29 protein-coding genes are annotated in these 25,910 nt (G+C 53.5%); 2 read left to right on the forward strand and 27 right to left on the reverse strand.

Translation table 11 applies throughout. From position 1 onward, the window contains the following. Positions 1-455 precede the first annotated feature (455 nt). Genes FYJ85_RS20300 through FYJ85_RS20370 form a run of 15 tightly spaced genes read right to left on the reverse strand, consistent with a single transcriptional unit; the run spans position 456 to position 16,349 of the window. Complete coding sequence (locus FYJ85_RS20300) at positions 456-893, reverse strand: hypothetical protein (RefSeq protein ID WP_154420545.1); 438 nt, start codon at positions 891-893, stop codon at positions 456-458. Positions 894-949: 56 nt separating this feature from the next. Beyond that, positions 950-1,516, reverse strand: coding sequence for a hypothetical protein (locus FYJ85_RS20305; RefSeq protein WP_154420546.1), 567 nt, complete (start codon positions 1,514-1,516; stop codon positions 950-952). A gap of 28 nt (positions 1,517-1,544) precedes the next feature. Then, positions 1,545-1,916, reverse strand: a complete 372-nt coding sequence (locus FYJ85_RS20310) for a DUF2190 family protein (RefSeq protein WP_154420547.1) — start codon at positions 1,914-1,916, stop codon at positions 1,545-1,547. Positions 1,917-1,926: 10 nt separating this feature from the next. Next, the gene (locus tag FYJ85_RS20315; RefSeq protein ID WP_154420548.1) at positions 1,927-2,286 is read right to left on the reverse strand and encodes a hypothetical protein; all 360 of its coding nucleotides are present in this window, start codon (positions 2,284-2,286) and stop codon (positions 1,927-1,929) included. Beyond that, on the reverse strand, positions 2,287-3,099 hold the full coding sequence (locus FYJ85_RS20320) for a hypothetical protein (RefSeq protein ID WP_154420549.1): 813 nt from the start codon (positions 3,097-3,099) through the stop codon (positions 2,287-2,289). It lies immediately after the preceding gene. Then, on the reverse strand, positions 3,099-3,590 hold the full coding sequence (locus tag FYJ85_RS20325; RefSeq protein WP_154420550.1) for a phage upper tail fiber protein: 492 nt from the start codon (positions 3,588-3,590) through the stop codon (positions 3,099-3,101). Before FYJ85_RS20325 ends, FYJ85_RS20320 begins: the two co-directional genes overlap by 1 nt. Continuing rightward, the gene (locus FYJ85_RS20330; RefSeq protein ID WP_206213352.1) at positions 3,587-4,831 is read right to left on the reverse strand and encodes an autotransporter strand-loop-strand O-heptosyltransferase; all 1,245 of its coding nucleotides are present in this window, start codon (positions 4,829-4,831) and stop codon (positions 3,587-3,589) included. Before FYJ85_RS20330 ends, FYJ85_RS20325 begins: the two co-directional genes overlap by 4 nt. Further along, on the reverse strand, positions 4,831-6,774 hold the full coding sequence (locus FYJ85_RS20335; RefSeq protein WP_154420551.1) for an AIDA repeat-containing protein: 1,944 nt from the start codon (positions 6,772-6,774) through the stop codon (positions 4,831-4,833). Before FYJ85_RS20335 ends, FYJ85_RS20330 begins: the two co-directional genes overlap by 1 nt. Positions 6,775-6,776: 2 nt before the next feature. Further along, positions 6,777-8,225 carry a hypothetical protein gene (locus tag FYJ85_RS20340; protein WP_154420552.1) on the reverse strand — a complete coding sequence of 483 codons (1,449 nt, stop codon included), beginning with the start codon at positions 8,223-8,225 and terminating at the stop codon, positions 6,777-6,779. Then, positions 8,225-8,596: a hypothetical protein gene (locus FYJ85_RS20345; protein WP_154420553.1), complete on the reverse strand. Its 372-nt coding sequence runs from the start codon at positions 8,594-8,596 to the stop codon at positions 8,225-8,227. The genes FYJ85_RS20340 and FYJ85_RS20345 overlap by 1 nt, the downstream gene beginning before the upstream one ends. Further along, on the reverse strand, positions 8,586-9,326 hold the full coding sequence (locus FYJ85_RS20350; RefSeq protein ID WP_154420554.1) for a hypothetical protein: 741 nt from the start codon (positions 9,324-9,326) through the stop codon (positions 8,586-8,588). Before FYJ85_RS20350 ends, FYJ85_RS20345 begins: the two co-directional genes overlap by 11 nt. A gap of 16 nt (positions 9,327-9,342) precedes the next feature. Continuing rightward, complete coding sequence (locus FYJ85_RS20355; protein ID WP_154420555.1) at positions 9,343-9,777, reverse strand: hypothetical protein; 435 nt, start codon at positions 9,775-9,777, stop codon at positions 9,343-9,345. A 5-nt stretch (positions 9,778-9,782) separates the two neighbouring features. Further along, positions 9,783-10,574: a hypothetical protein gene (locus tag FYJ85_RS20360; RefSeq protein ID WP_154420556.1), complete on the reverse strand. Its 792-nt coding sequence runs from the start codon at positions 10,572-10,574 to the stop codon at positions 9,783-9,785. Between the two features lie 2 nt (positions 10,575-10,576). Further along, a complete protein-coding gene (locus FYJ85_RS20365) occupies positions 10,577-11,398 on the reverse strand; it encodes a hypothetical protein (RefSeq protein WP_154420557.1) in 822 nt (273 codons plus the stop codon). Positions 11,399-11,411: 13 nt separating this feature from the next. Further along, positions 11,412-16,349: a phage tail tape measure protein gene (locus FYJ85_RS20370; protein ID WP_154420558.1), complete on the reverse strand. Its 4,938-nt coding sequence runs from the start codon at positions 16,347-16,349 to the stop codon at positions 11,412-11,414. An 80-nt stretch (positions 16,350-16,429) separates the two neighbouring features. Between FYJ85_RS20370 and FYJ85_RS20375 the strand changes: the two genes are divergently transcribed. Then, positions 16,430-16,708, forward strand: a complete 279-nt coding sequence (locus FYJ85_RS20375) for a type II toxin-antitoxin system RelE/ParE family toxin (RefSeq protein WP_154420559.1) — start codon at positions 16,430-16,432, stop codon at positions 16,706-16,708. Between the two features lie 11 nt (positions 16,709-16,719). Then, positions 16,720-17,016 (forward strand): HigA family addiction module antitoxin, encoded by a 297-nt coding sequence (locus tag FYJ85_RS20380; protein WP_154420560.1) that lies wholly within the window; start codon positions 16,720-16,722, stop codon positions 17,014-17,016. A 59-nt stretch (positions 17,017-17,075) separates the two neighbouring features. On the opposite strand, the gene FYJ85_RS20385 is transcribed toward FYJ85_RS20380, so the two are convergent. The 12 genes from FYJ85_RS20385 to FYJ85_RS20440 form a co-directional block, all read right to left on the reverse strand. After that, the gene (locus FYJ85_RS20385) at positions 17,076-17,219 is read right to left on the reverse strand and encodes a hypothetical protein (protein ID WP_154420561.1); all 144 of its coding nucleotides are present in this window, start codon (positions 17,217-17,219) and stop codon (positions 17,076-17,078) included. A gap of 68 nt (positions 17,220-17,287) precedes the next feature. Then, the gene (locus FYJ85_RS20390) at positions 17,288-17,794 is read right to left on the reverse strand and encodes a hypothetical protein (RefSeq protein WP_154420562.1); all 507 of its coding nucleotides are present in this window, start codon (positions 17,792-17,794) and stop codon (positions 17,288-17,290) included. Positions 17,795-17,848: 54 nt separating this feature from the next. After that, a complete protein-coding gene (locus FYJ85_RS20395; RefSeq protein ID WP_154420563.1) occupies positions 17,849-18,286 on the reverse strand; it encodes a phage tail tube protein in 438 nt (145 codons plus the stop codon). A 397-nt stretch (positions 18,287-18,683) separates the two neighbouring features. Continuing rightward, on the reverse strand, positions 18,684-19,079 hold the full coding sequence (locus tag FYJ85_RS20400) for a hypothetical protein (protein ID WP_154420564.1): 396 nt from the start codon (positions 19,077-19,079) through the stop codon (positions 18,684-18,686). Between the two features lie 3 nt (positions 19,080-19,082). Further along, entirely contained in the window at positions 19,083-19,319 is a 237-nt protein-coding gene (locus FYJ85_RS20405) for a hypothetical protein (RefSeq protein WP_154420565.1), read from the reverse strand. Further along, positions 19,316-19,666 (reverse strand): hypothetical protein, encoded by a 351-nt coding sequence (locus FYJ85_RS20410; RefSeq protein ID WP_154420566.1) that lies wholly within the window; start codon positions 19,664-19,666, stop codon positions 19,316-19,318. Before FYJ85_RS20410 ends, FYJ85_RS20405 begins: the two co-directional genes overlap by 4 nt. Then, a complete protein-coding gene (locus FYJ85_RS20415; protein ID WP_154420567.1) occupies positions 19,666-20,190 on the reverse strand; it encodes a DUF2190 family protein in 525 nt (174 codons plus the stop codon). The genes FYJ85_RS20410 and FYJ85_RS20415 overlap by 1 nt, the downstream gene beginning before the upstream one ends. Before the next feature lie 41 nt (positions 20,191-20,231). Then, positions 20,232-22,304 (reverse strand): phage major capsid protein, encoded by a 2,073-nt coding sequence (locus FYJ85_RS20420; RefSeq protein ID WP_154420568.1) that lies wholly within the window; start codon positions 22,302-22,304, stop codon positions 20,232-20,234. After that, on the reverse strand, positions 22,301-23,731 hold the full coding sequence (locus tag FYJ85_RS20425; RefSeq protein ID WP_154420569.1) for a phage portal protein: 1,431 nt from the start codon (positions 23,729-23,731) through the stop codon (positions 22,301-22,303). The genes FYJ85_RS20420 and FYJ85_RS20425 overlap by 4 nt, the downstream gene beginning before the upstream one ends. A gap of 10 nt (positions 23,732-23,741) precedes the next feature. Beyond that, a complete protein-coding gene (locus FYJ85_RS20430; protein ID WP_154420570.1) occupies positions 23,742-23,942 on the reverse strand; it encodes a hypothetical protein in 201 nt (66 codons plus the stop codon). Continuing rightward, the gene (locus FYJ85_RS20435; RefSeq protein WP_154420571.1) at positions 23,929-24,153 is read right to left on the reverse strand and encodes a hypothetical protein; all 225 of its coding nucleotides are present in this window, start codon (positions 24,151-24,153) and stop codon (positions 23,929-23,931) included. The genes FYJ85_RS20430 and FYJ85_RS20435 overlap by 14 nt, the downstream gene beginning before the upstream one ends. After that, positions 24,146-25,864: a DNA cytosine methyltransferase gene (locus tag FYJ85_RS20440; protein ID WP_154420572.1), complete on the reverse strand. Its 1,719-nt coding sequence runs from the start codon at positions 25,862-25,864 to the stop codon at positions 24,146-24,148. Before FYJ85_RS20440 ends, FYJ85_RS20435 begins: the two co-directional genes overlap by 8 nt. Between the last annotated feature and the right edge of the window lie 46 nt (positions 25,865-25,910).

The following is a 25,910-nucleotide window of genomic DNA, read 5'->3' on the forward strand; positions in this document are numbered from 1 at the left end:
TATCTTACTCTTATTGACAGAATATGATGCATTGTTGCATCATATTGACTGTCAATTTATTAACAGGGAGAAAAGTGTCACCTGTTTTTTACTGAAAAACAGAACCATTTATTCCCGCACATGACAATCCGCACATCACCGCCATGCCGAGACCGAAGGCGATTGCGAGCGCGAGAACTGCAGTGATTTTCTGTTTTTTCGTGGTCATGGAAAAATCCTTTCTGTTAGTTAAAGCCCCATGAATGACACGGAGAGAGTTTTATGGTCGCTCCAGTTGGGAACGCCATGCCGAGTGGCTTCGATTTTTACGGCTCCCGCCGTTGAACCGTCTTCGCGGACAAGTTTGACATCGTCAGTCGGTGCGAAAAATTCCCGATAGACAATTTCCTGAGAACATCCGGCGGTCATTGCAAGAACGACCGCCCCGGCGATTGCGGCTGTGAACCGCCCAATTTTCACTCTTCACCCCTTTTCTTTTTGCACACGGCACACTCGCAGGGAGAACACCAGGCGGCCCAGCCGAACAGCTGGCAGATGTTCCCGAATCTGCGGGCATGGTTCATGACGATGTAGCGGAGCGGATTCCACCAGCTGTAATTTGCTTTCGCCACCGTGTAGCCGTTGGTTTTGAAGCGGTTGTTGGATTCGGTGAATTTCTCTTTCGAACCGTCCGACTCATGCCACTCGATGTCGTGTATAAAGGCCACGACAGCGAGGCTCGGATGCAGGGCGGAAATAAGCCCTCGCAGCCATTCGGGAAAGGAATCCGGCCCGATTCCATTGTAGATGCTGGCAAGTTCGGTGATTTTGTACTTGCGGATGATCTCGCGGTTTTCGAGCTGAAGTTCCTCCGCCAGAGCCTTCAGTTCCTTGATTTCTTTGAGACGATTCATATTCCTCCTGTGTTTTGTACTCCGCCACGATGGTCGGAGTTGCATCCCGGAATCCTTTATTCGACGGTTTGCCATTCCAGCGGCGGAACGAACACCCCATCGTCCTTGAGTTCGGCGAGATTCCCGCTTTCAGCGGAGAGATTTACTTCTGCCGCGATCTTGTAACCAGTGACCGTGACAGCCACACCTTTGCTTGCGGAATTGTCTGCTGTATAAGTGTCAACCAGATCGGTCAGGCGAACGAAAAGTTCATCTCCGTTGTTCATCGTGAAAAGAATCCCGATGTCCCCTTCAGACATTCCGGTGTAAATTCCATTGCCGGCTTCTTCCGCGCTGACCTCATGACGAACTGCCGCAGAGAGGAATTTATCTGTGAGATTTCCTCCGATGGTGATATAGGAGGAACCAGCCCAGATCCTTGCCTCGCCGGAGGCGTTCACATAGATGACTCCCGCTTCACCGGTTGCGGGAAAATCGGCGACCTGTCGAACGGGGAAGCTGAAGCGGATTGTCCCCTTATAAAGCTCTCCCGTATCGGTCAGGAAATAAAGGGCGTTTTCGTCTTTGGCTTCGAGAGCGGCATACTGAGCCGCCGTCGCGGTAAAAAAGAGAACTTTTGCCATGGTGATTCCTTTTGTTATGGCGTTGAAGTTAAAGCGGAAGCCATTCGGCATCCGCTCCGGACGATTCTTTTTGTGAATTTGCGTTGCAGTTCAAAAGCACTCGGACGTGTTCGGAGTCAGCGCTGGATTTTTCAATGGCAAGGCCAAGAACAACTCCAGTATGCGCGGCAGATCCGGAAGAAGAGTTCCAACAGACACTGTCGCCAGTGGAGAAAGTGACTCCCGCCTGTTTGATGATATCGAAAACCCCGGAAAGGGTAAGAGTTCCAAGTGTTCCTGCCTTGATCGGAATTCGTGTGATCCCAATCAGGTTGCCAAGGCACACGATTTCTCCCGCATCCATGTCTTGATTTGGGATATAATCCACCGCATCGCCTTTTTGAATATATTTTGCTTTCATGAGCACCTCTTCAGCTCAGGACACATTCCCGGAGCAGTTCTTCAACGTCCGGAATCTGGGATTTGAGTTGGCTGTAAATTGCTGCGAAATTCGGATCGGCAAGAGAAAAATCCTGTGCGAGATAAAGGAAATCCCTTTGCTCGTCACTCAATCCGGATTTTATGTTTTCCCACAATCCAAGTTCCATAAGTTTTTTTGCCACCTGATATTTGCTGAATACGAGCGAATCAAGCGGAGGCGTTTCCGGCGTGACAACCGGAAGCGTTTCAACCCGCACATATCCCATTGCAGTCATGGCGGCAACACCGATACTAGGGCCATGCCAGATTTCATAGGATGTCTGCGCTTCGTTCCATTTGATGTAATGCATTTACTCCTCCGAAAGGAATTTGATTTCTTCGGCACTCAAAACCGAACTGAAAGTCGCTGCCCATGCGACTCGTGATGTGATTCCATAAAATTCCTTTGTCGCATAGCTATGCCCTAGCCAGCAGGAATTGTAATCGGAAGTACAGGAGAACATGTTTCTATCCGAAGTCCAGGACGCACGGCTTTCTGACAGGATTTCTTCACCATTAAGATAAAGGCGGTGAATCCGCGTTGTCTGATCTACGCTTGTTGCAACAGTCAGCCATCGACCGGAAAGTGATTCCCGGGCATAAGCCTTCTTAATATTGCCGGCAGATCGCGTTACCGTACTCCCTGAGCCGAATTCTGAAGAGTTCTGAAAACAAGCATAAGACTTGATTCCATAAAATCGATTTTGCCCATCAATTTCAATGCTGCATGAGAGATTGGCATGATCCAGATAAGAAGTTCCTCCGTTGTGGCAGAATATAACGCGATAAGAAAAAGGATATTCTGTCACATTGGTCGTATCCGTCAGAAATGCCCGCATCATGAGCGTATGATGAGGTGTCCGGCCGCTGAGATTCGCCTTCAGATAGAATCGGGAACCGTAATTGCCACTGATAAAATCAAACGCATCTGACGTTGCCAGCGAATTGTAAGTCAGTGTCGCCATTCCATCGTCAATATCCCGACATCCAGTTTGTGCAGAATTAGGAACAGGAAAAATCTTGTCATTCATTGGGCTGAGTATGGAAAATCCATCTTCTGGGAAAATTGCAATGAAACAATCTTTTTCCCGAACTCGTGCCCGAATTCGATCCAGTAACGGCATCAGTAACACCTCCAGTCGACGACCAGCGCGGTAACCGCATCAGTTCCATCATTGAGTGTATCGTCCGGATCGGCTGTATCTCTGGCAATAGCGATCCGCCCGCTCAAGGGGGAAGATGGTGCGAGTGAACAGCGTGTTGCAGTTGCATTGACCGGAACCGTGAAACGTTCGGAGCCATGCGTCAGGACAACATTGCCGGTTATATCAGGATTGGCGGAAACAAGCCACAGCTCAATTCGGGAGATTTCTTCGGCAAAGTATCCGGAAAGCTCCATGGTATTGTTTGTATCAAGATACGCAACGACACCGTAAGTATCATGAGCAAACACACGTTTTACCAGGAATCGGTCAGCTTTCTCCCTGCTGACGTATGTCCGGGAACCGAGGCAGATGGCATTGGCATCTGTCAGGAAATAAACAGTTTCAGGATTCGGGGTTTCGATGGCATCATACTGGGCTTGCGTCAGTTTACAAAAAGTAATTCTGCTCATTGTGCAAGTCTCCTGATTTTATCAATGACCATTTTTGATGTAATGGCTTTCGAGCATTCGAATTTGTCCTTTGCCTCCTTTTTCCGGGGGCACCAGAGAAAATCGAAGTGGTTGAATTCACACCGCATGTCATTCCAGCATCCGTGACATACGGAAGGATTCAGCACCCGATACGGCGTGTAAAACTCATTGACCGGATCAGTAAATCCGGAAATCAGGATGACCGGGACATGGCAACACCACGCCAGCCAGGAAAGACCGGATGACAGGCCGATAAAAAATTCAGCGTCTTTGAGGAGGTTGATGCGTTCCTGCAATGGTCTGTCTCCTGTGAAATCTTCGCTTCCGTAGGGGATGTGATTCCAAACATAGTCCGATCCATACTCCGGCATTCTGTCAATGCAGAGGACGCGATACCCCTGTTCCTTCAGAAAGGCAACGACTTCGCGCCAGCCGGAAGGGTTGTTCCAGTATTTGCACTGGCTGGAAGCCTGTGACGCAATGCAGACATACTTCTCCCTGATCTGCCGGGGCGCGGAAAGATTCACTCGAGGAGGATCATCTCCGAGTTCATCATCCTCCAGACCGAGCAGAAGTCCCGCTGTCCGATGCAGTCCAACCGCTCTGAAATCAAACGGCTGATGATCACTATCTCCTCCAAAGAAAAGGCCGAGGTTGTAAGTCGCATAGGGCTTGAGCTTCGCGGCTTCCTCCTTTGTAATGAACGAGATTTCCGGATACTGATCTTTGAAAAGTTCCGCCATGCGAGGTTCCATTGAGCAGAACAGCTTACATCTGTGTTTATTCAGAAAGCGTTCAACATATGAGAACCAGGCAATACTGTCGCCCAGCGCCCCCGCCGGAAGCTGAATGAGGACATCTTTTCCGGATAGATTCAGATCATGCCGGAAGATCGGCTGCCCCAATTCCCCTTTACGGTAAATTTCAAGCGAAAAGCGAATGAAAAACTTTTTGACGCTTTCGATTGTACATCCGGGTTTAACATCCATACAGTAAAGCAGACAATCTGTGTCTAAATCCCGGAATACACATCGGAATTCACCGGTATCGGGGAATCTGACACGAAGTCCGTTGTTAAAATCAAAGAGGATGCCATCCACAGCCGGAACGGTTGGATTCTCCGGCGGAGGAATGAATGGCATATCAAGCATTTTCCGCTGAGGAAGCTCTACAACCGAAAAATCCGCATTGGGTTTGCATTGAATGGAAAAATCCTGCATTATTCACCTTCGTTGTTTGCATATTGGATGTATGCACCGTTTTCGGTGCTGATAACGGCCCCGGCGGCACTCGTTACAGCCAGTGCGCTGGCTCCGCTCGCAACAAAAAAGAGACCATTCGACTCAACTGAAACACTGGTCGCATAATTGTTGCGCGAAAGATAAAAGCTCGCGCCGCCTGCGACGGATACGGATGTGACATGACATTGACTTGAATGCAGAATCATGACAGCCCCTTCAGCAAGCTGGACATTTTCCAGATTGATGAAAGTCGACCCTGCAAGCAGAGCGCCGTTTCCAAGTGTTACGTTTGCAGCTTCACATGAACTCCATATCCACGCAGTTCCTCCTTCCGTAACATTCAAGCCTAACACCGAACAGTTCTGTCCGACAAAGAGGCTGCCAGAACTTCCGACGGAAACATTTGTGAGCGCACAGCTCTGATTAACACTTACCAGAGCGTTTTCCGTAACAGTGAGATTTTCTGCGCTGCAATAGTTTGAAATCCATGCTCTTGCGCTGGAGCCGACAATTCCGGAAATCAGATCGCAATATGCGACGATGAACATGCTGCAAAGCTCTGCTTTCACATTGGAAACCTGACACATGGAGTAAACCTCCAGACGTCCTCCAGTGGAAACAGTCACATTTTCAAATTCGCACCCGGAAGAGAGATTGAAACCGCCACCGCCAGACACAACAGCATTTCTTCCTGAACACCCGTATCGCATATAGCACCATGCGTTGGATGCCACAGAGATGTTCGTTCCGGCACATCCATTGGTAAACATCAGCCATCCGGAAACCAGCGTGGAGGTCATATTCCCGCGATTGGTGCAATAGCAAGACCCTCCGCGTTCCACCAGTGTGCTGAGAGCACGGCCGAAATTGGTAACGTATAACCATGCACTGCTTTTGACTGTGGTGCGGATAGCGGTTCCAAAAAAATCTGCAAACTGGCTTCCGCCAGACGAGATGACGGTATCCAATGCACTGCCGTAGGAATAAATAAACTGGCGACCGGAACTCATGATCGTGTTGTATTGTGCAACGGCTCCAAACGAAACATACTGGCTTCCGCCGGAGCTCATAATGGTGCTGATCGCAGAGGCATAATAATAGAGCTGCTGATCCTGACCTGAAACCAGAACATAGTTGCATGCGGTTCCGTTTGATGTGTAAAACGAACCAAACATGTTTGATCCTGTGACAAGCGTTTCGGAATCGTGCCCCCATACATGGTGGTAAATTCGCGCCCCTGAAGCAACGGTCACATCATAGCATTGCCCACCGGAGGATACCCCGAGAAACGCCCCCGGCATGACGGTGGTATGCGACAGATTCACACCACTGTAACACCAGAAGCTGGCGTTTTGCGTAATAGTGGTGTGCTGCACCTCAACTCCGACGGACTGTCCTGCATTGAAGTCTGCTCCGCTGGAAACTACGATGCTTTCAAAAGTCGCGCTTGTTCCTTGCCCGTAAAGTCCGCCGCCATAGGAAACGTGTGCATTGCAGACGCTCGCGTTGGAACAGACATAGACATATCCCCGTGAATGAATATTCATTCCGCTTCCCCAGCCACCCGGACTCACGGAACAGTATCCCTGCGAGTTCAGAATGGTTTCAAGCGCTGTTCCACCAGAGGATACAGCCAAAACGCCGTTGCTGTTTACCGTGGTGCTGGAAACGACTCCGCCGTGCTTTACATTTACAGACGCACCATAATTCACAGTCGTCCGGATTGCCGTTCCAGCTGATGAGACCTCCATTCGGCTGATTGCGCTGGAAACAAGATAACGGCCCTCCATGACCATTCCGCTTTGATTGCAGGAGCCGTTTCGGAGGAAGGTGAAGACACCTCTGGTGCCAAACACAGCTTGATTCGGATCATTGACTGTAGCTCCGGCTGCCATTTTATTATACTGATAAGGAATAATCATAATTACCCCTCATAGGAATAGGCATAATTTGCCTGAAAGCAGACGTTGTTGATCGCGCCGTCCTTGCGTAGAGCGCGAATGACAAACACATGATATGTCCGATTATTGTTGGAAAGTTCCAGCGTTTCGGGAATATGAATTCCTACCATGGAACAGTTCAGGCTTCCAAGCGAAACTCCGGTTACTCGAACACTGCATGGAACATGGTACTCCCACGTCAACATTTCATTCATTCCGATCGAATATGCCGATCCACCGACTTTCGTCTGGATCGCGGTAAATTCCAGTTCGATAGTACCGGAGCCGTTCACGCTGGTATTCTTCACAATAGGAGAATCCAGATAAAGAGTTTTGGGATTTGCCACGAGATACACCTTCTGAAATACGGGATCGGAGATTCCGCTCATTGTGTGTTCGTGCGCGGCAGGCGTGTAAGTCGACGGTTTATCTGTGATTCCGCTCCATGGTACAGAATCCGCCTTTGCTGAATGATCAGCTTCTTGTGAGGCATTTACTTTCCCGTCGTCATCAGTGTCGTAGACCGTTTTTACCATGTCGCCGACCCCTTGACCATCATCCCCAAGATATTTTACCCAGACAGCATTGCCGAAATCTTCTGCTCCGGGTTCTGGAATCTCTTCTGCGACGTGAATTTCCGCGCGGAATTTCAAGGCGTTGGATGGGGTGAGACTGAATCCTGTTCCTGCCGCGTCCGATGCATAGGCAACATAACAAAAGGAATCCTTTCCGGGATCGCCTTTAGGCCCCGTAAGCAGCTGGATCGGATCGCTCCAAACTCCCGCGTCATTTCCCCGACTTCGCAAACGGAGAAAAAGATCCGACGCACTTTGTTTATCGTGCCATTCGTCACCGGAAACGCTGAACTGACATTCTAAGCCGGCAGCGATCAGAGCGCGCACCTGTGCTTCTGTCAGATATTCTGTCGCAAGGTCAAGAGGATCGGATAAGCTCGTGATCCGGTTGCGAATCGTGAACGATTTCACCTGCAGGATAAAAATCAGCTCACCGGAAGCGTCATATCCGCAGAGTTCACCAGCAAGAGTGTTCTGGCTTTCGCGGGTTCCGAGCCATTCCGCCAGTTCTGCCGTGTTCATATGCGTCATCGGGATTGAGATCTCTGTATAAGAAAGTACCTCTCCGTCAATCTCTCCCTCGATCGAAGCAAGGGTGATTTTTTCATTGTCTCCGACAAGTTTATACGCAGTCGCCGCATCGAAGTCAGAGTCCATGGCCCAGCTCCAGCTTACCACCGAACTGAGATCTTCCATTGGGTAAGGTTCCGTGCCGTCGGAATTCGCGAAGAGGCGCATTTTCAAGCAGCAGGCTGCCCCTCGGACAAGTGTCGGGGCTGTGGCATTTTTCGCGTTGGCATAATCCCGGACTGCAGCAAGAGTTTCATTTGCCGCAACATAAAAAATGATGTTCTGCATCAACTTGTCTCCTTCTGATTTTCAAGCTGCACCAGACGATCCGCACACTCTGGATGGTCATTGCGGAATGCACTGCGGACAGCCTCCAGAAGTTCATTCCATCCTTCGCCGATTTCAGCATCACGGTTCTCCTCAATCAGAATTGCCAGATTTCGTGCAAGCAATGCTGTGTCACGATGTTCAAACATGAGATGGTCTGCCGCAAGTCGGAGTTGACCGGAAATAACGTCACGGTTATCGTCGGTGTATGTAAATTCGTGAAACAGGTTCCATGCCTTCACCGTGTGTTTTTTTGCGCAGGCGCTGCATTGATCGTAGGGCGAAGTGCGTGAAACGGAAATCCCGGATTTCCCATGGCAGTTACAACTCATTGAAATCTCCATTCCCCGACATTGAATAAGTCAGTTCTTCTGTTTCGGTAATGAAATGCTCCGCAGGAAGAGGAGACAGATTCACATCTGAGGCAGAAATTATTTTCCTTTCTTCAAAGCCAGCAACCCGTTTCGCGTAATAACAGTCATGGAAAAACGCACACTTATAGGCGGGGACGCCATCTGCAATGATTTCATGCAGCTGATGAAGTCCAGGCTTGTAGCTCCAGGAAAAAATTTCTCCACCTGGATATTGACCTGAAATCAACAGGCGGTTCGGTTCGAATGGATCATAGGAGACGCGATAGAGAAATTCAACGCCATGAAACGTGAGAATTATTCTGCGACATGGTTCCACGAGAAAAAGAGGTCCGCGACGACTTGCATAAGCAACGCAGTTCTTGTGAACAAAACCGACATCGGCAAATTGCTGGGCCATCACTTCCCCATGAAGCCCATACATCCTGTAAAGGCGGAAGCGCCGATCTCCCTTCCAGCCTCCGGCAATAAATGAGATTTTCCAAATTCCATCTTCAAAATCAGCACAAGGAGCACATTCCGTTGCATCTTCCGGAAGTCCGGTCCGGATTCGTTTCCATTTTTTTCCAGTGAAATGATAGAGTTTCCAGAGTCCGCCCACCGGAATGCAGCAGAACTCTTCCGCGCCGCCATCCGGTCGCACGGCGGCGAACGGCATGTGTGTAAAACGTGAATCCGTAAATTGAAACATGCTTCCTCCATGATGATTATCCGTTGGGGCAAGGCCATTCAATGCTTCCGTCTTCCCGGACGCATCCTTGCTGCAATTCCATGTATCCGTTATAGTTGTAGCCGGATACGAATTCGGCGGGCAGTCCGGTCAACTTACCGTTCCGGTCAATTGTCCCGCTGTTATAGATTGTGCCGGAACATGAGGCATCGGAATTGTTATGATGGGATTCTCCAACATCACGGATGCGCCAACGGCCGCCTGGCAGACCGACACGGTCCCCCTGATAGGCTCTCAAATCCCAGCGCTCTGTTCCATTGCTTTTGTTTGTAATTTTAGATGCGATGACTCGGGGACGGCAGCAGGGACAGACCCAGCAAACGATCAAACGTCCGTTTTTTCGTTTTTTGATGATTGTGCCGCTGTTCCGATTTTTCCATAGATACACGGCAACTGTTTGATTCTCCGCCATATCACTTACTCCGTTGTATCGCAGACTTCCACACTGAGAAGAATTGCCACGGGTACACGGAAAGAACAGATCGTTACAGAATCTCCACTGACCTCGCAACTCCCGATCGGGTAGTTGTATTGCCCCGGAGTGGCAAATTTGATTTCCGGGGTTGACCATTTCCCGCTGCTGTCAATCGTACTGCAGACGCACACAATCCCATTCTGTGCAGAGAGCTTCTTTTCTGCAACCTCAAGAAACTCCCCGTTACGTAAGAGATAGCCTGCGTTGACTGTCAGTTGACGATTTTCCGTATCATAGGATAGTGCAAAGGGCCCATCATAATTGTCCTGGCTGCTTGCGCCCAGAAGTACAATGCCTTTCCCACTGGATGCGAAGATAACTGGAGCTCCGGTCGTTCCCCGGGTGAAAACCTCCGGATTGGATTTGCTTGGACTTGCATACGCTCCACTTCCGGAAAGAGAAACCCGGGCGGGACCGCACAGAATGCAACTCCCCACTGCTTTCGATTCCAGATCATTGACGATTACTCCCCATGGTTTCAATGGATCGCTGAATGCTTCTGCTGGAACCGCGTCATCGCAGAGTTGACCGTTCTCGGAGAAGTTTACTGCACAACCGCTCTTCAAGACCGATGAAGAATTGTTGTAAACTTGAATCCGGATCATACCACCTGTGGCAAGCATCGGTTTGGCATTGAAACCGTTCAGCGTATTGACCAGACGGCGGACATTGTTGCTCAGGAGCGCATTGGGAATGAATGTGTCTCCTGCGCTGACATCAGGAAAATAAGCCATGATCACAACCCCAGTGCGCTGAACGAGGCGTATTCACAGACCTGATCGACGTAGATGCCCTCAACCTCGATTTTCGGGGCTCCGCCTGCTGCGACACTTTTACTGATTGCCCAGGCATACTCAAACCCTTTTTTGCTGACGCTGTGTTCACCGATTTTCACATTGGATTCATTGGGCTGAATGGCAAAATTGAATGTCACTGTCACTTTGCTGGCCTTTTTTGCGGGCGTCGAATAACTCATGCCGAGAAACATCACTTCTCCAGCCGACCAGCCCTTGAATGAGCCGGAATTGACCTTTCCGACCAGCGAAGCGACGCTTCGTTTGTAGGAGGTTGTCAGACGGCTGATCCGCATTTGCTTTGTGTAGGTCTCGCGCAGCTGAGCTGTGGGAATATCAACCCCCGCGATTTCACAGTCGTCACCGGATTTGCCGTTCCATCCGATCGCGCCGCCGGCATCCTTGTCGCCATACACTTTTTTCTGGGCAAGGCTGTAAAGGAGATGTTTTGTTCCGCCTCCGCAATCAAAGCTCAGCGTGGGGGATTCATCGTCATCATCGTCACTGTCAGGAACTGCTGAAACCTCTTCTTCCCGGTAGATGGCATTCACCCGGTAGGTCGTTTCATTTGCGCGCTCGTCAATTTCGATGCTTTCAAGGGGCAATTCCCGGCAGCTTGCCGGGGCGCTTGCCAGCACAGCGGCAAGAGCTTCGTCCTCATCCGCCGCATCAAAAACCAGATAGGGAATTTCCGCGCTTGTGTATTTCCCGTTTTTATCTATGCTTTTGGAATGTTCCGTATAACTTTGCTCCACTCTTGCCATGGAATCCGTCTCCTTATTTGTATGCCAGTGTCGTTGTGCCGGATGCGTTGTCCATTCGTTTCAGAAGCTTGTTCGTCTCTTTGCTCTGGCGCACCATCTGTTCTGTGGCGTTCGCTGTCCGTTCCGCCTCTGTCCCGCCTCCACCGAGCATCGCCTGCAATGCCGAAGCAAGAAAACTTCCGCTTACCTGAGTCCGTTCCGCAGCTCCGGCTGTTCCTTCCTGAGCCGAGCGCAGACGGTCGGAATATTTGTCCACCATCGACTCCGCACGGGTGTATGCGCTGTGAGCGTCATCGAGTTTTTTACGCTCGTTATCATCGATTTTGCCGTCCGCCTGCGTATCCTGAAGTTCCTTTTCAAACTGCGCTTTTGCCGCAGCCGCTTCTTTCTGATATTGAGCAATCAATCCTTCCAGCATCTGCTGTCCGGCGGCAGGATCGTTTTTCAGCGTTTCATCGATTTTTCGATCCTGCGCCGCTTCGGCCCGCCGATCCTGAATGCTCTGTTCGGACTCCTGAAAGCGCTCCTGATAGGAGGCAACATCATCCTTCATTTTCTGAGCGGCTTTTTCCCGCGCTTTGGCGATGCGGTCTTCCGCTGTCTGATCCGCTCCGGCGAGTTTCCCCTCCAGTTCCGCGATCTTCGCCTTGTCCTGTTCTTTTTCCGGCTTGGATTTTTCATAATCCAGCATCGTCTGAATCAGCTGTTTGTATTCGTCGCGAAGCGCAATGATGTCGTCGATCTCGTTTTCAAGTTCAGTTTTGCGTTCCCGTGCAAGCTGTTTGTCAATTTCGGCGACACGTTTTGCGGCTGCGTCCGCGTTGTCGGATGCCGCCTGGCGGCGTTGTTTTTCCGCCTCAACTTTTTCCTCCGTGGTCGCTGTTTTCCCTTCTTCTCCGGTTGTTGCGCCGGGCTTGCCTTCCTGAACCGCCTGACGGCGTTTCTGCAATGCCCAGATTTTCTGCCGATAAGCGGATGCTCGTTCTCCGTTGGCTTCGATTTTCTTCTGCGCTTCTTCCTGCCTGCCGGAGATCTGCGACCAGAGGTTGTGATTCCAGTAAGAGAGCAGTGCCTCATCTTCCGCCTGGAGCTCTTTGAGGTTGGCTTCCAGTTCGGCGATTTCCGCATCCAGCTCTCCAAGTGTCGCAGCTTTCATGGCTTCATTGAACTTGTCCTGCGCCGAAGCGGCAAGATTCAGTTTCCCGGTGATCGTATCGATTCCGAGCCCGAGGTCGTTGTAGGCTCCGTTCAGCGCATTGACGATGGTTTGCGCTTCCTGCTGTTCCGCTGCGGTCAGCTTTTCCTGTTCCGCCAACTGCTTGAGCCGTTCCAGCTGAGCAAGATGCGTCTCCTTCTGCGGATCGTTTCCGGTTTGAATGATTTGTGCGGCTGCGGTAAATTGCCTCTGTGCTTCCGTCAAGGCGACGATACGTCCCCTGGCCGTATCCACGGAAAGTCCGAGGTCGCCGTATTTTGCTCTGAGCTGTTCCAGCAGGGTGTTTGCCTCCGCAATGCCGGACGCGTCCAGCTTCGGCATTTGAGAAAGTGTCTGCAGACGGCTGACCTTGTCCGCATCCTCCGTCCCGGAGACTTTGATGGAAATCTCCCGGAGACTTGCAGCGACGCTGTTGAGCTTGACGATCTTTCCCGCAGTCCGGTCGACCGCAACTCCGAGATCGCCGTATTTCTTCGACAGTTCACCGATCAGTCGTTCCGCGTCATTCTGCTGATCCACATCCAGTGTGACTTCCAGTGACAACGCTTTCAATTCCCGCAACTTGTCAAGGTCGCCGCTGTCCTTGACAGAAAGCTCCATGGCTCCGATGCGGGCACTCTCCGCATTCATGGCTGCAATCTTTCCAGAGACCTTGTCCACAGTCATTCCCAATGAGCCGTATTTCGCTTCCAGCTCGGAAATCAGTCGCTCCGCCTCTTCCTGCCCCTGCACATCCAATTTTGCCTGAATGGAGAGGGCTTTCAGACGATTGAGCTTTTCGATATCCTCACTTCCGCGAACTTTGAATGAGAGGTCACTGATCGCTCCGGCTACGGTGTTCAGACGTTCAATCTGTCCCGTTGTCCGGTTTACAACCAATCCGAGATCGCCGTATTTTTTTGACAGTTCTCCGATCAGGCGTTCCGCATCATTCTGTTGCGGAATCGTCAGATCCAGCTCCATGGAAAGAGCTTTCAGCTGATCGAACTTCGGCAGGTCGCCTGCGTCAATTTTCGTTGAGAGTCTGATTCCCTCCAGACGCTCGGCTTCTTCCGATAATGCACGAATCCTTCCCCGTGCACGATCCACTTCCAGTCCAAGTGCGCCGTATTTGGCGGAGAGGTCTTCGATCAGAGCAGCCGCTTCATTCTGTTCGTCCAATTCAAGGCTGACTTTGACGGAGAGTTCCTCCAGGCGCGCCATCTTTTCCAGATCATCGGCGTTGCTCACTTTGAACTTCAGCTCGCCAAGTTTTGCCGCAGCACTGGAAAGAGCCGTAATTCGCATGGCGTTGTCGCTGATCGTGATCCCGAGGTCGCCGTATTTTTTCTGCAGCTTGGATGCCAGCATACGGGCTTCCGCCATCTCGGCATTCGTCAGTTTCTGCTTTGCCGCCAGCTGCTGGAGCCGTTCCATGCGGATTTCATCCGTTTTGCGGAGCTGGTCTCCCTTTTCCCGAAGCGTGCTCATCTTGTCCGAAAGCTGCGCGGTATAGGATCCGGCGCGTGAGAGATAGATGCACACACCAGCCAGAACCGCCCCCAGCGCAATCAGCGCAACCGCCACCGGGTGAGCGGCAATAAAGCTCATGACCGCTCCCAGAGCCAGCATTGCCGCAGCCGCGACCTTGGCTGCCGCCGCCAGCAGGAAGTTTCCCGCAGCAACTGCGGAAACCGAAACCACAGCTTTCAGATTCGCCGCCGTGAAAAGCGCGGTCACGGCAATTCCGGCTTTGCGGACCTGATTCAATGCCACAGTTCCCGCTGTGCAGAGCGCTTCCGCAACTGTTTGTGCTTTCACTGCGACAGTTGCCGCAATCGATGCGGCCGTATAGGACTTCAGAGCACTTGCCATGGCCGTCCATGCTGTTGCCAGTGCGCGTCCCGCCGCCATGGCTCCTTCTGCGACAGCCTGTGCCTTGAGTGCCGCTGCTGCCGCGATGGAAGAGAGTGTCAATCCCTTCAGGGCGTTCGCCATGGCCGTCCAGCCCGAGACCAACGCCGTTTTCACCGCTGCCGCCGCTTCTGCCGCCGCCTGTGCTTTCGTTGCAGCGGTTGCCGCGACGGCGGCGAGACTGAAGTTTTTCAGCGCACTTGTCATTGCGGTCCACTTTGCCGCCAGCGTCGACTGCGCGGCAGCCAGAACTTCGGCCGCCGCCTGTGCTTTGGTCGCAACGGCTGCCGCCAGCGCCGTGTTCCGGAATGAGGCAAGGGTTTTCGTTACGGCCTGCCATTTGGCTGCCAGTGCTGACTTCGCTGCCGCGGCGGCTTCGGCATTGCTCATCAGAATGATGCTTGCCCGCGCACGGTTCGCAGATGTCGAGGCAAGCCCCAAAGCCGCACAGAACTTTTCCGTACCGACCAGTGCCGGAATCGCCGTGTTGCGGTAGTCCGCGAACGACTGCGTCAACAGCGTAAAGGAGGTCTTGAGTGCTGTCCCCTGCGCAATGGCCACCCCCTGAAGGAAAGTGAAACCCTTGATCGCCGTCTGAACTACGGCGATTCCGGCAGCCGCCCCTTTGGCGGCGACTCCGATGGCAATCAGGACCACGGCAAGGCCGGCCGCGCCCACCACCGTCACGGCAAAGGCTGTCACCAGCCCCTGATTCGCCTCAATCCATTGGGTGAAGGCGTTGATGACCGCCGTCACCTTGACCACCAGCGGCTGGAGTGTCGAATTCATCGCATCGGCAATCGCATTCATCGCACCTTCCACTGCGGAAAGCAGAAGGCGGAATGCGCCGCCAAGCCCGGCATCCATCTTTTTGGCGGTGTCTGCCGCAACTCCTTCCACATCCTGGAGCTTGGCCAGCATCGCATCCAGTTCATCGGTATTCGCCGTCAGCGTCAGTCCGGCAAGTGATCCGCGAATATCAAAGATATCTTCCGCAAATGCCAGCTTTTCTGCGGTGGGCATGGTGCTCATTGCCTTGGCGATGTCCCGCATGATCTCCGCCATTTTGCGGAGATTTCCGTTTGCGTCGACTGTTTCCACACCCACGGAACGGAGCTGATCCTGAACTTTCACTTTGGCAAACTGCGAGAAACTCTTGCGCAGAGCCGTTCCGGCGAGAGATCCTTTGATGCCCATGTTCGCAAGAACCGCGATCGCCGCACTGGTTTCCCGAATCGACTCCCCGGCGGCGGCCGCCTGCGGTCCGCCCATTTTCAACGCCTCAAAGAGGTCAATCAGTGTCTGTGCCGAACTGTTCGCAGTGACCGTGAGAACATCGGCAACGTCACTCATCTGTGACGCTTCAATGCCGAAGATCCGCATGCTGTTCGCGGCGATGTCGCCAGCTTCCGCAAGTTCCGTTCCCGTTGACCGGGCAAGATTCAGCACCGCATCGATGGATGCCTGGATTTCCGTCGGGGAGAAACCCATTCGTCCCAGCGACACCATTGCATCCGCGGCCTGCTGCGCGGTATAGGAGGTGTCACGTCCGAGACGCTGCGCGGTCTTGGTCAATGCTTTGAAATCGGCGTCGGTCGCCTGGGTAACCGCCTGCACAAGACGCATGCTGTCATCGAAACCGGCGAATGACCGGGCCGCCATCACCAGCGGTGCGGCCATTGCGCCCGAGAGCATCAGGAGATCTTTCCCGACATTCGTACAGGTTCTTCCAAAGTTTTGCAGCTGAGCCTGGGCGCTCGTCAGATTCCGCTGAAGTTTGCTGGTCTCGGCGGTTACCTCGACATATGCCCGGCCTGCTCGGATATTGCTCGATAGGGACATTTTTTCTGCCTTTTTTGATTTTACGCCTTGCGTTTAACGCGAAAAGATATATATTGTGCCATGAAGAAAGGGGTTTCCACATGATAAAAAGTTTCAAATGCAAAGAGACGGAACAGTTGAAAGCAAGCGGGCGAAGCCGCAGATTCAAAGCATTTGAACGGATTGCATTGCGGAAACTGGATATGCTTGACGCAGTTGTCGTACTGGAGACTTTGCGGATTCCTCCAAGCAATCATTTTGAAGCATTGCATGGGGACCGCGAAGGACAATACAGCATCCGAATCAATCTTCAATGGCGTATCTGTTTCACGTGGCATGACGGCCATGCGTATGATGTGGAAATCGTTGATTACCATTAAGGAGGTGAATCATGATCCGAACAGAAAATCTTATTCATCCCGGCGAGATTCTCGCGGAAGAGTTCTTGAAACCGATGAACATCAGCCAGAACAAGCTGGCGATGGACATTCATGTTCCGACTCCAAGGATCAATGCCATTGTCAAGGGATCCCGGGCAATTACTGCGGATACCGCATTGCGGCTCGGCAAGTATTTCGGGACTGGTCCGGAGTTCTGGATCAATCTTCAGGCCAATTACGATCTCTGTGTCGCGGCGGCACAATCAGAAAAGGAAATCGCCGCTATTCCACAACTGGCTCTTGCCTGATTGTTTCTGCCCACTCGACAGATTTTCTGCCTATTTTTGCCGGAAGAACAGGCAGAAAATCACTTTTTGACAAAGACGTCCCGCAGAACGGAAAGTGGCGCTTTCAGGAAGGCCTTTTCTTTCACTGTATACGGGTTGAAATCTTCCGCCTTTACCGCCTTGTTCTTCTTCGGATCGCGCATCAGGTTGACGATGAGCGCCATCAGGCTTGCAGTCTGCTCCCATTCAAAGCGCCCCCGCGCATCCGCGAGGGCGGCGAGTTCCCGAAGCGTCAGGGGGTCGGGATTGACTCCGGCGATTCCGGCGAGACGGAGGATAAGATCGTCAATTGATTGAGGGCCTGATCGATTTTTTCGTCGAATGCCGGATCCTCGAGAAGTTCCGTCAGCGCCTGCTTGCTTCGCGCCTCGAAGCGGCGGCTTGCATCGAGGATCTTCCGGAACACCTTTCGCTTCGCCTCGGGGAAAAAATCAATGATCTCGTCCAGCAGAGCCGTCGCGGCAAGCTCAATGGCGTCGCCTGCCATGGCACGGCCGAATTCCTCATCGGTAATTCCTTTTGCATCCGCCTCGGGCTTGCAAACCGCAAAAAGCACATCGACCAGAAGAACGGGATCGGCCGCAAGACGTTCCAGCAGTCCGACGTTCGGCGTTTTCCCGCTCTCCATGGTGATGATGTTTGCCAGATCCACACCGCAGAGGGCGCGCACCCGTTTGATCGTGCCGACCGTGACCGAGAGCGTCCAGGTTCGGCCGGTATTGTCCGTGAATGTTTTCATGTGTCAGTTGCTCCTTGGATGATTGATTGCCTGCATACGGGGAAACGGATGCTCTTATCCGCCGACACCGCCTCCGCTTCCCTTGGTCCACTGGGGCGCACGTTCCGAGGCGGTCGGTTTGGCGGTGACGCTCACCGAAAGCGCTTCCTCCAGAGGCTGTTCAATCGAAAATCCGGTGATGGAGAAGTCCGCGTCAAGACCGGTTCCGTTGCCGTCCGTGACAAACAACGCCATCGGTGTGTTGTTGAAGTAGGCGTCGGCAAAGGCGTTGTAGTCCTCATCCTCCGTGTCATAGAGAATGTTGAACTCAAGCGACGCCTCTTTCAAAGTCGCGACCGAAGCACGCCACCCCTTCGTGGCCCGCGTCGTGACATCAGCCTCGCCTGACTCAAGATTCAAAGTCAAATCCTTGACGTTTTTGACCTCGGTCGAGCCGGTCGAACCGGCGGGGCCGCGCATCAGAATTGCATCAAGGCCCAGTACAATAGCCATAAAAAATCTCCTCTTTATTTTTTGACAGAATTTTCCCAGAGTGCCGGGAGTTTCGGAAGCGTCTTTTCCAGAGTCGGACCCATGAGCGGCCGTCTGGGATAGCGCCGTTTGCGGTAAATTCCGCCGAATTCATGCGCAGTCATCGCTGTTCCGATGAAGGATTCCGCCGGTCCGATTACAACGGACTGACGCTGTTTTTCCACACCGAACAGCAGCGATTGCTTCAGAAGTCCGCGCCGGGTGTTCGGCGGTGTGCCGGGCATGGATGCCTTCTGACTCTGTGAAACCCGGTTGCGGGCGGATTTCCGGATGTAAGCTCCCGCGCGCCGCAGTGCTGTTATATTGCCGCCTTGAACGGCAAGCAGGATCCGCCTGTCGTCAAATTCAATTCGGCATTTCACGGTTTCAACACTTTGAATACGAGTTCAATGACGCTGGTGAACTGCCCCCGCTCACGCAAATGCTCCGGACTGTAGATGGGGTTGTAGATGACCGAAACACAGGTTCCTCCGGCAAGTTTCCGGTTCAGGAAGCCGAGTCCGAGTTTTTCCGCAAAGCACAGCATTCCATCAAGCTCATCTTCCGTGCATCTTTTCAATATGCCGATCTGCACTTTCGGCAGTTCTTCATGTGCCGCGCGGGAAAGTGTCTTATACTGTGTTCCGGCCGGAACAACAACAATCCGCAGATCATCCAGATCACGCAGTTCAAACTCCGGGAAATAAAGCAGCTCGGCTTTATATTCCCTGAGTTCCTCCGCGACCGCGCGCGCCAGGTTCAGAATGTCGCTCACTCTTCACCTCCGTATGAATTCCATGATGATATTGCCAACCGCCGCGAGCAGCGCGATCAGCGCCGCCGCCAGCGATGAAAGCATCGTTTTCTGCAGATCCGCCGCAGGTTTGCACGGCGGATAGTGATGCTGTCCTTCGGAGAAATGCATACTCAGCATTCCCCGCAGTTCCGCGATATCCAGCCGCGCCTGATTGAGTTCATGCCACAAGTCGCGATGATCCGGGGTATCAGGCATCATGCACCTCCGATTTCCTTTGTGTGAATTCTCCGCAGAATCCGCCCGGTTCCGGACCAGCGCCAGACCGGCTCGCCGTTCGGCGCAAGAACTTCATAGCGGAGTCCGGCATGGAGAATCACATCTCCGCGCTCCGGATCATCCGGCAGATCCTCCGCCGCGATCAGAAAATCGCGCGTCTCCGTCCGGATGGTCACGCCGTATTCATTTTCCGCACGGAACAGCGTCCGCCCCGGCGTCGCCGGGATGTTCAACGTTTCGCCACCCCGGCGCTGGTAGACAATCGGAATCGAGAGCTCCCGGATCCGCTGGGATTCCAGCCATTCGGCTGCGTTTTCCAGCAGTCCCATTATTCGCTGGCGATGATGCCGACCGCGCGGAGTGCGGCAAGAATCGTGTTGGTTTTCTTCGTCAGCGAGGCAATCGCGTGTTTGCAGTCACACCCGCTTTCACAGGAGAGAACGGGAATCGTGTCGGACGGAGTTCCGCCCGAATTGTCGGTCAGATCCGTGATCGGATCGCCTGCGGCAAAGGTCGTCGCGAGGCTGTACGGGGCGTTGAGAAGCACACGAACCGTATCGTCGGCCGCCTCCGCAGCCGCAATGGCCTTGCCGAGGTAGTGGTTCGATCCGCTGACCGTGGTCGCCTTCTTCGCTCCCGCGTCCCAGTAGACCGTCGAGCCGGAAGGAATCGCGCCGTCCGCTTTCACAACATCGAACACTCCGACCACTGCAAGACTGCCGAGGGTATTGGCTTCGATATCGAGCCGGGCGATCCCGATCAGATCCGCGATGATGACCACATCTCCTGCGGCAACCGCCTCCGCCGGACGGTAATCAATGGCGTCACCCTTCTGAACATAGCGTGCAAGCATTGTAAAAAATCTCCTTGAATTTGAGGTTGAAGGTTAACTGCTTACGCGGCCCCGTTGGCTTTGACCATGCCGCGGTGATCCTGCTCGCGAACGCCAAGATCGAAATACACACGGAACCAGAGACCGAGGGTGTTGAAGTCCGTCTCGCCGCGCTCAACGGTCGGCGTGCGCTTCCCTTTCAGGAAGCCGATCTCCCAGGTATCGACCGTTTTCGGGTCGCCGAAGAGATACCACCCGGTCTGGCTGGATCCCTCGTAGGCGCTGTTGCCGAGGTACGGCGAACTGATCACCTGAAGATTTTCATCGGAAAGCACATTCAGCGCCGGACGAACCGCGTTGTCCGTGCCGCTCATGATGAGGGTCGCCCCCTGCGTCAGTTCGATCGCGAGATGCTTGAGCGCAGTCGGAACCAGCAGATATTTCGGTTCCACCGAGATCGGCTGACCATCGGCATCCACCTGATCCAGGAAGAGCTGGATCGCCTTTTTGAGCGAATCGGAACTCAGCGCCGAACTTGCGCCGGAGAGCAGGTTTTTGTGATTCGTGCTGAACAGCGCCTTGCCGTCCGCCTGCGCCGGATTCGAGAGAAGCCGGCTGAAAAACAGCTGATCGATCAGTCGCGCCGCCCGGTTGCCCATTGCCGTCGGCACTTTCATAAACGAGCTCAAATCATCGTTGATGATCATTTTGCGCGTCAGGCAGAACTTTTTCCCGTAGGTGTCGAGCTGATTTTTCGCGCTCTCTTCGATCAGTCCGCCGTCCTTGATCTCGCCGTCGGCGGCAATCGGAAGCAGGTCGCCCACATCCGTCAGGCGGAAGCGGTCGTTCTCCTTGAAGTCGTTGAGGTCGCCCGTGGAACACAGCTTCATGGCGATGATCGGCTGGGCCTCGTAGCTCTGCAGGAGTTTCTTGTTCGCCACGTTGCTCAGGATCCCCGGAAGCGAAACACTCGAGAACGCCGCACGGATCGTTTCATTGTCGAAGCCGCGGCTGTAAGGAATGCCGTCGAGTTTCATACATTCGATCAGGAGCTGCTTCAGCGGCATGTCCATTTCGGCCATCCCCGCTTCCACCGTTTTGGCCCCATAGGATTTCTCCAGCTGCTCGGCGCTCACTCCGACCCGGAGACACATTGCCGCTTCGATGGTCTTGCGCAACTCTCCGCCTTCCGGAGCGGTCTTCACGCTGATATTGACATTGGCGGCGGGACGTTCGGCCCGGATCGTTTCGAGCACCTTCTTCGTCACCACTTCCGGCGTCCAGCCTCCGGCAATCGCCTCCCGTTCAATTTCCGGGAATTCACCGTCGCAGATCGCCTGAATCGCACTGATGCGTTCACGTTCGGCTTTGACTGCGTTCTGAGCCGCTTCACGGGCGGTCGCCGCCACATCCCCGGCGGAGGCCTGAATCGCGGGCGGTGTCGCCTCCGCAGCCGCCTGTCCGGGCTTCTTTGCCGCGTTATCGGGTTTCTTTTCCGGTTCGCCGGGCTTGTTTGCCGGATTGCCGGGCTTCTGTTCCGGTTCCGGCTTTTTCTCCGGAGGTACAGCGTCATTCGCATTCGGGGCGCTCACGGCGGAAACACTCTTCGTTTCGGACTTGTTGTTCATAGTTTCTCCTTCCTGGTTGACAAGGTTGAATTTCGCATTCACTTTCATATTGGTGTGAGCATCCGCGCCCACGGCAACAACGGAAACCTCCCGCAGCGTCGATTTTTTGATATGGTAGAACGGGCCTTCGACTTCCTGACCATTCACCTCGCGGCTGCCTTTGACCAGCTCGCACTCTTTCACATCCGCACCGATGCTCAGCTGCCAGTCCGCTCCTGCCTTGCCCTGCGCGATGATATCGGCCGCATCCCTGCTGTCGGAGACGATCTCTCCGGTGATCTCCAGGGCATTGTTCCGAACTGCGGCAGAAATGAGTCCGATCCGGCTGTCCGTCTTGTTCTCGTGATTGGTCAAAAGCGGGACGCTTTCGGGAATCTCCATTCCGGCAAGATCGACCACAACAGGATGTCGCCACCCCGGCAGATTCATTTTCCCGCCGGAGTAGGCAACTCCGGCCACTTTCGGTTTCGCGCCGTTTGACGCTTCTATCAGCGTGAATTCACTCATATATCCTCTCTGGGTTCTGAACCGTCATCCGGTTCGGTTTGCTCTTCCGGTGATTTCGGGGATTCCGGGGACTCGGAACTGATCGGGATGCCAAGCTCCTTCATCAGTTTGATCTCTTTTGCCCGCTGCCGCAGAACGGACAAGTAATCCCGTCCGTCCTTGGCACACTCTGCCGCAAGAGTCGTTGTGTTGTTCGTCAGCCGGGTTTCCTGGGCGGTGGCTTCCTTCGACGGATCGACATGCGGGAAACCGTCCCAGAACCATGTGTGCCGCTCGTCCACCACTCGTCCGCCCGCTGTCAGGCGGTATTCCCGGAACCACACCTCAAAAATCCGGTTCAGAACTTCCGTTTCCCAGAACGACCGGTCGACAAGAATGCTTTTATGGTAAATCTGGTTGTCCAGTCTGCCGCTGGCGTAGTTGTGCCCGGAAAAATCTCCCGCCAGCGTGCCGTAGGTCGTCACCACACAACGGGCGATTTCGCTCAGAATGATCTTCACGAACTCCGCATGGTTCGCCGCCGGCTGTTTGGGGTCGAGCTGCCCCATTTTCCACCCGGCCGGAACCGTCAGCATCATGTTCCGTTCCAGCGGAATGGCATCCATGGGCTCGACTTCATCCGATTCGCCGTTCGGCGGAGCGTCCGTGTAGAGAATCGCCGCAAAATCCGCCGCGGCCTCCGCCGCTGAAAGCACGGCCAGATTGTATCTGCGCAGTTGGGCAAACAGCGGCAGTGCCGGTGTGATCTCGGGAACTCCTCGATGCAATCCCGGACGGTCCTGACGGTAAATATGAATCATGTATTCCGCCGGAATGTGGATCGCATCGTCCCCCGGCATATACCGGATGTCCCCGGGATGGTACTTCAAAACCCGGTAGTCCGTCGGATTTCCCCAGCGGTCATACGAGATCCCGTCGACACTGGTATCATCTTCGAACCAGCGCAGTTCACCGGAAACACGATCCGCCTCGATCAACTGCAGGTCCAGTTTCACACCGTGGCGGATTTTTGGATTCGTTGCCAGCACGGCAAACGCTTCGCCATCCTGACAGCGGGCCATTCGCATCGTCCGGAGTTTCGGAGCAAGACGAACGGCATCCGACCAGCGCATGAATGCCGTTTCCACAGCATCGTTGAACGTCTCGTCGGCGGATAGCATCTGCAGTCGCGGCCCCGTGCCGATGGTGTCGTTTGCGAGCATCTGCACCAGTCCTCTGGCGTAGGAATTGTTGGCAACTTCGTAGCGCGAGCGCATCCGCAGCGTCCTGCGCACTTCCGGCGCGGCCTCCATGTCCGCCGACAGATGATCCGCCGCCGACCAGTGGCGCCAGTTGTCCCGCGTCGTCTGCGCCGCATCAAACCGGGCACGGACAAGCTGCTTCGGAGGGGTTCTGCTCCGAAAAATAGATTTGAGTCTGTTGAACATCGATGGATCCTCACGCCCCTGAATGGCACAATTTGGTTATCTTCAGGCCGGAAGTCAGGGATTTTAGGGCCTTTTTCGACGCGAGATATTCATCTGCCGCAATCTGATCGGCAAGGGAATGCTGCTCGACCTTCTGTCCGTCCACTTCAGCAGACTTCGGCCCTGAGGCATTCCGCCGGATTGCCTCTTCCAGTGTTTCATTTTCCGGCATGGCAGCACTCCGGTTCATACTTCCCGCGATAGGATTCACATTCGCCGATGATGAACTCCGCATGATGATCGCATTTGTTGAGAAGCGCGCACTCAATTGCCGCAAACGCCTTCCGCATTCTGCGGACCTTTTTCTTCAGTTTGCGATACCGGTCAGCCAACTCGGCATATTGCGCCGAACACTCCAGGCATTCCACATCAGCTTCACTCATTGATTTCCTCCGTTTGTTTGAAATCAGCCTCACGTGAGGCTGATTTTGCGGTTTCTGCTGTGATATAATTTTCTCGTCCGTGCAAAATTTCCTCTTCCACCTTCTGAATCCGTTCCCCGATCCACATCATACAGTTTACTGCCATGGAGTTACCGCAGGCTTTGTATCTGGGCGCATCAGGACATTCCTCCTCGGATTTACCATTCCAGGGAATTCGCGTGTGATTGTCGGGAAACCCCATCAAGCGCTCGCATTCGAGGGGAAGCAGTTTGCGAACTGTCGGTTTTCCGGATGGCGTATAGGCGACTCCATGCACATCTCCGGCGGTCTGCGTATACATCACACCTTCTTCAGAAACCCCCATACCCGATCCCCCGGAACGTTCACCGGGCTTCATTTTGTCTCCATCAAGTGCGATTGCTTCGACAATGACGGTTTCCGCGCCGGGACCGCCTGCCGTAACTGTTTTTCCCGCTTTCGCCTCTGTCACATAAAGACCGCCGTTCGGGCGATCTTTCCGTCTGCCGTTCGCATCGCAGAAGGAAACGTGAAAACATTCTTCACGAGCTACCGCAGGTGTCACTTCCGTGCGCATCGTAGGGAAAACCTCATTCCAGAATCCCTGCAGATCACCTCCCGCATCGTTTTTAATGAAGCCGATGACTGTTTCCGGTTCCCGTGGAACTTCCTGCAGGAGCGGAAGATTGTTCCCGCCTGTCCCCATGCGGGCAACGATGGATTGTGACACTTCGACCGATTTTATACGGGAATCGGGAGCATGGTTTTCATAGCAAAGAAAATCCGTTCCGGCCTGTTCAATCACACATTGGAGACGCCCCTTGTCCGGCATGAACTGCTGATCACTCGTCCGCGTCAGTGTGCCCGCCTTCTGGGAACCGTCCCACCAGTCTGTCGAAGCAGAGCCTCCTTCAGAACCGGCGGAAGCGTTTTGCCTCTTCGTGCGGCGCGGCGGAGTATCCCCTCCGCACATTTCACCGTCAAATAGTACCTTGGCGGGATATTTCCACTGACCAGAATATCCGATAAGGAAGAGACGCTTCCGGCGCTGCGGGATTGCCCTCGGAAATTGTTCCACTCGGGTAAATTGAGAGTCAAGTACTCTCCATGCCACTCCGAATCCTCCCGGAGCCGGAGTGACGATTCCGCATTTTCTCCATCCGCTTTCAGGGACCGGGATATTCCATCCACAGAGCAGGGAAACAAATCGTCCGAAATCCTCACCTCGGCGGCTGGAAAGAGCAGCGGGGACATTTTCCCACACAACCCAGCGGACTCCAAGCTCAAAACACAGTCGTACAAAGTCGAGAGCGAGCACGCTTCGCTGACCTTCAAATCCCAGTCGTTTCCCTGCGATTGAGAGATCCTGGCAGGGGGTCCCCCCGACGAGCAGGTCGATATCTTCATTTACATCCTCTTTTTTTATTAGGGTGAAATCTCCGAAATTTGGAATCGTCCCGTCCTCCGGAAGAGCTGCGATCTGACGTCTCCACAATTCCCGTGTTTTCCGCTCCTTCTCGTTGTCTGCCATTGCCGGATCAAGCGGTCGCAATGGACGAGTCGCTTTGAATCGATGACACAGCACCGCTGATGGGAATGGCTCAACCTCGGCAAAAAAAACAGCTTTCCAGCCTAGAGGGCGCCAGGCGAGCGTTGCCGCCTCAACTCCACTGCAAATGCTGCCATATTCCATATCCGCATTTCCTTTCGTGCAGTTTTTTTACAACCAGTACATATGC

The organism is Victivallis lenta (assembly GCF_009695545.1).
Taxonomy (GTDB): domain Bacteria; phylum Verrucomicrobiota; class Lentisphaeria; order Victivallales; family Victivallaceae; genus Victivallis; species Victivallis lenta.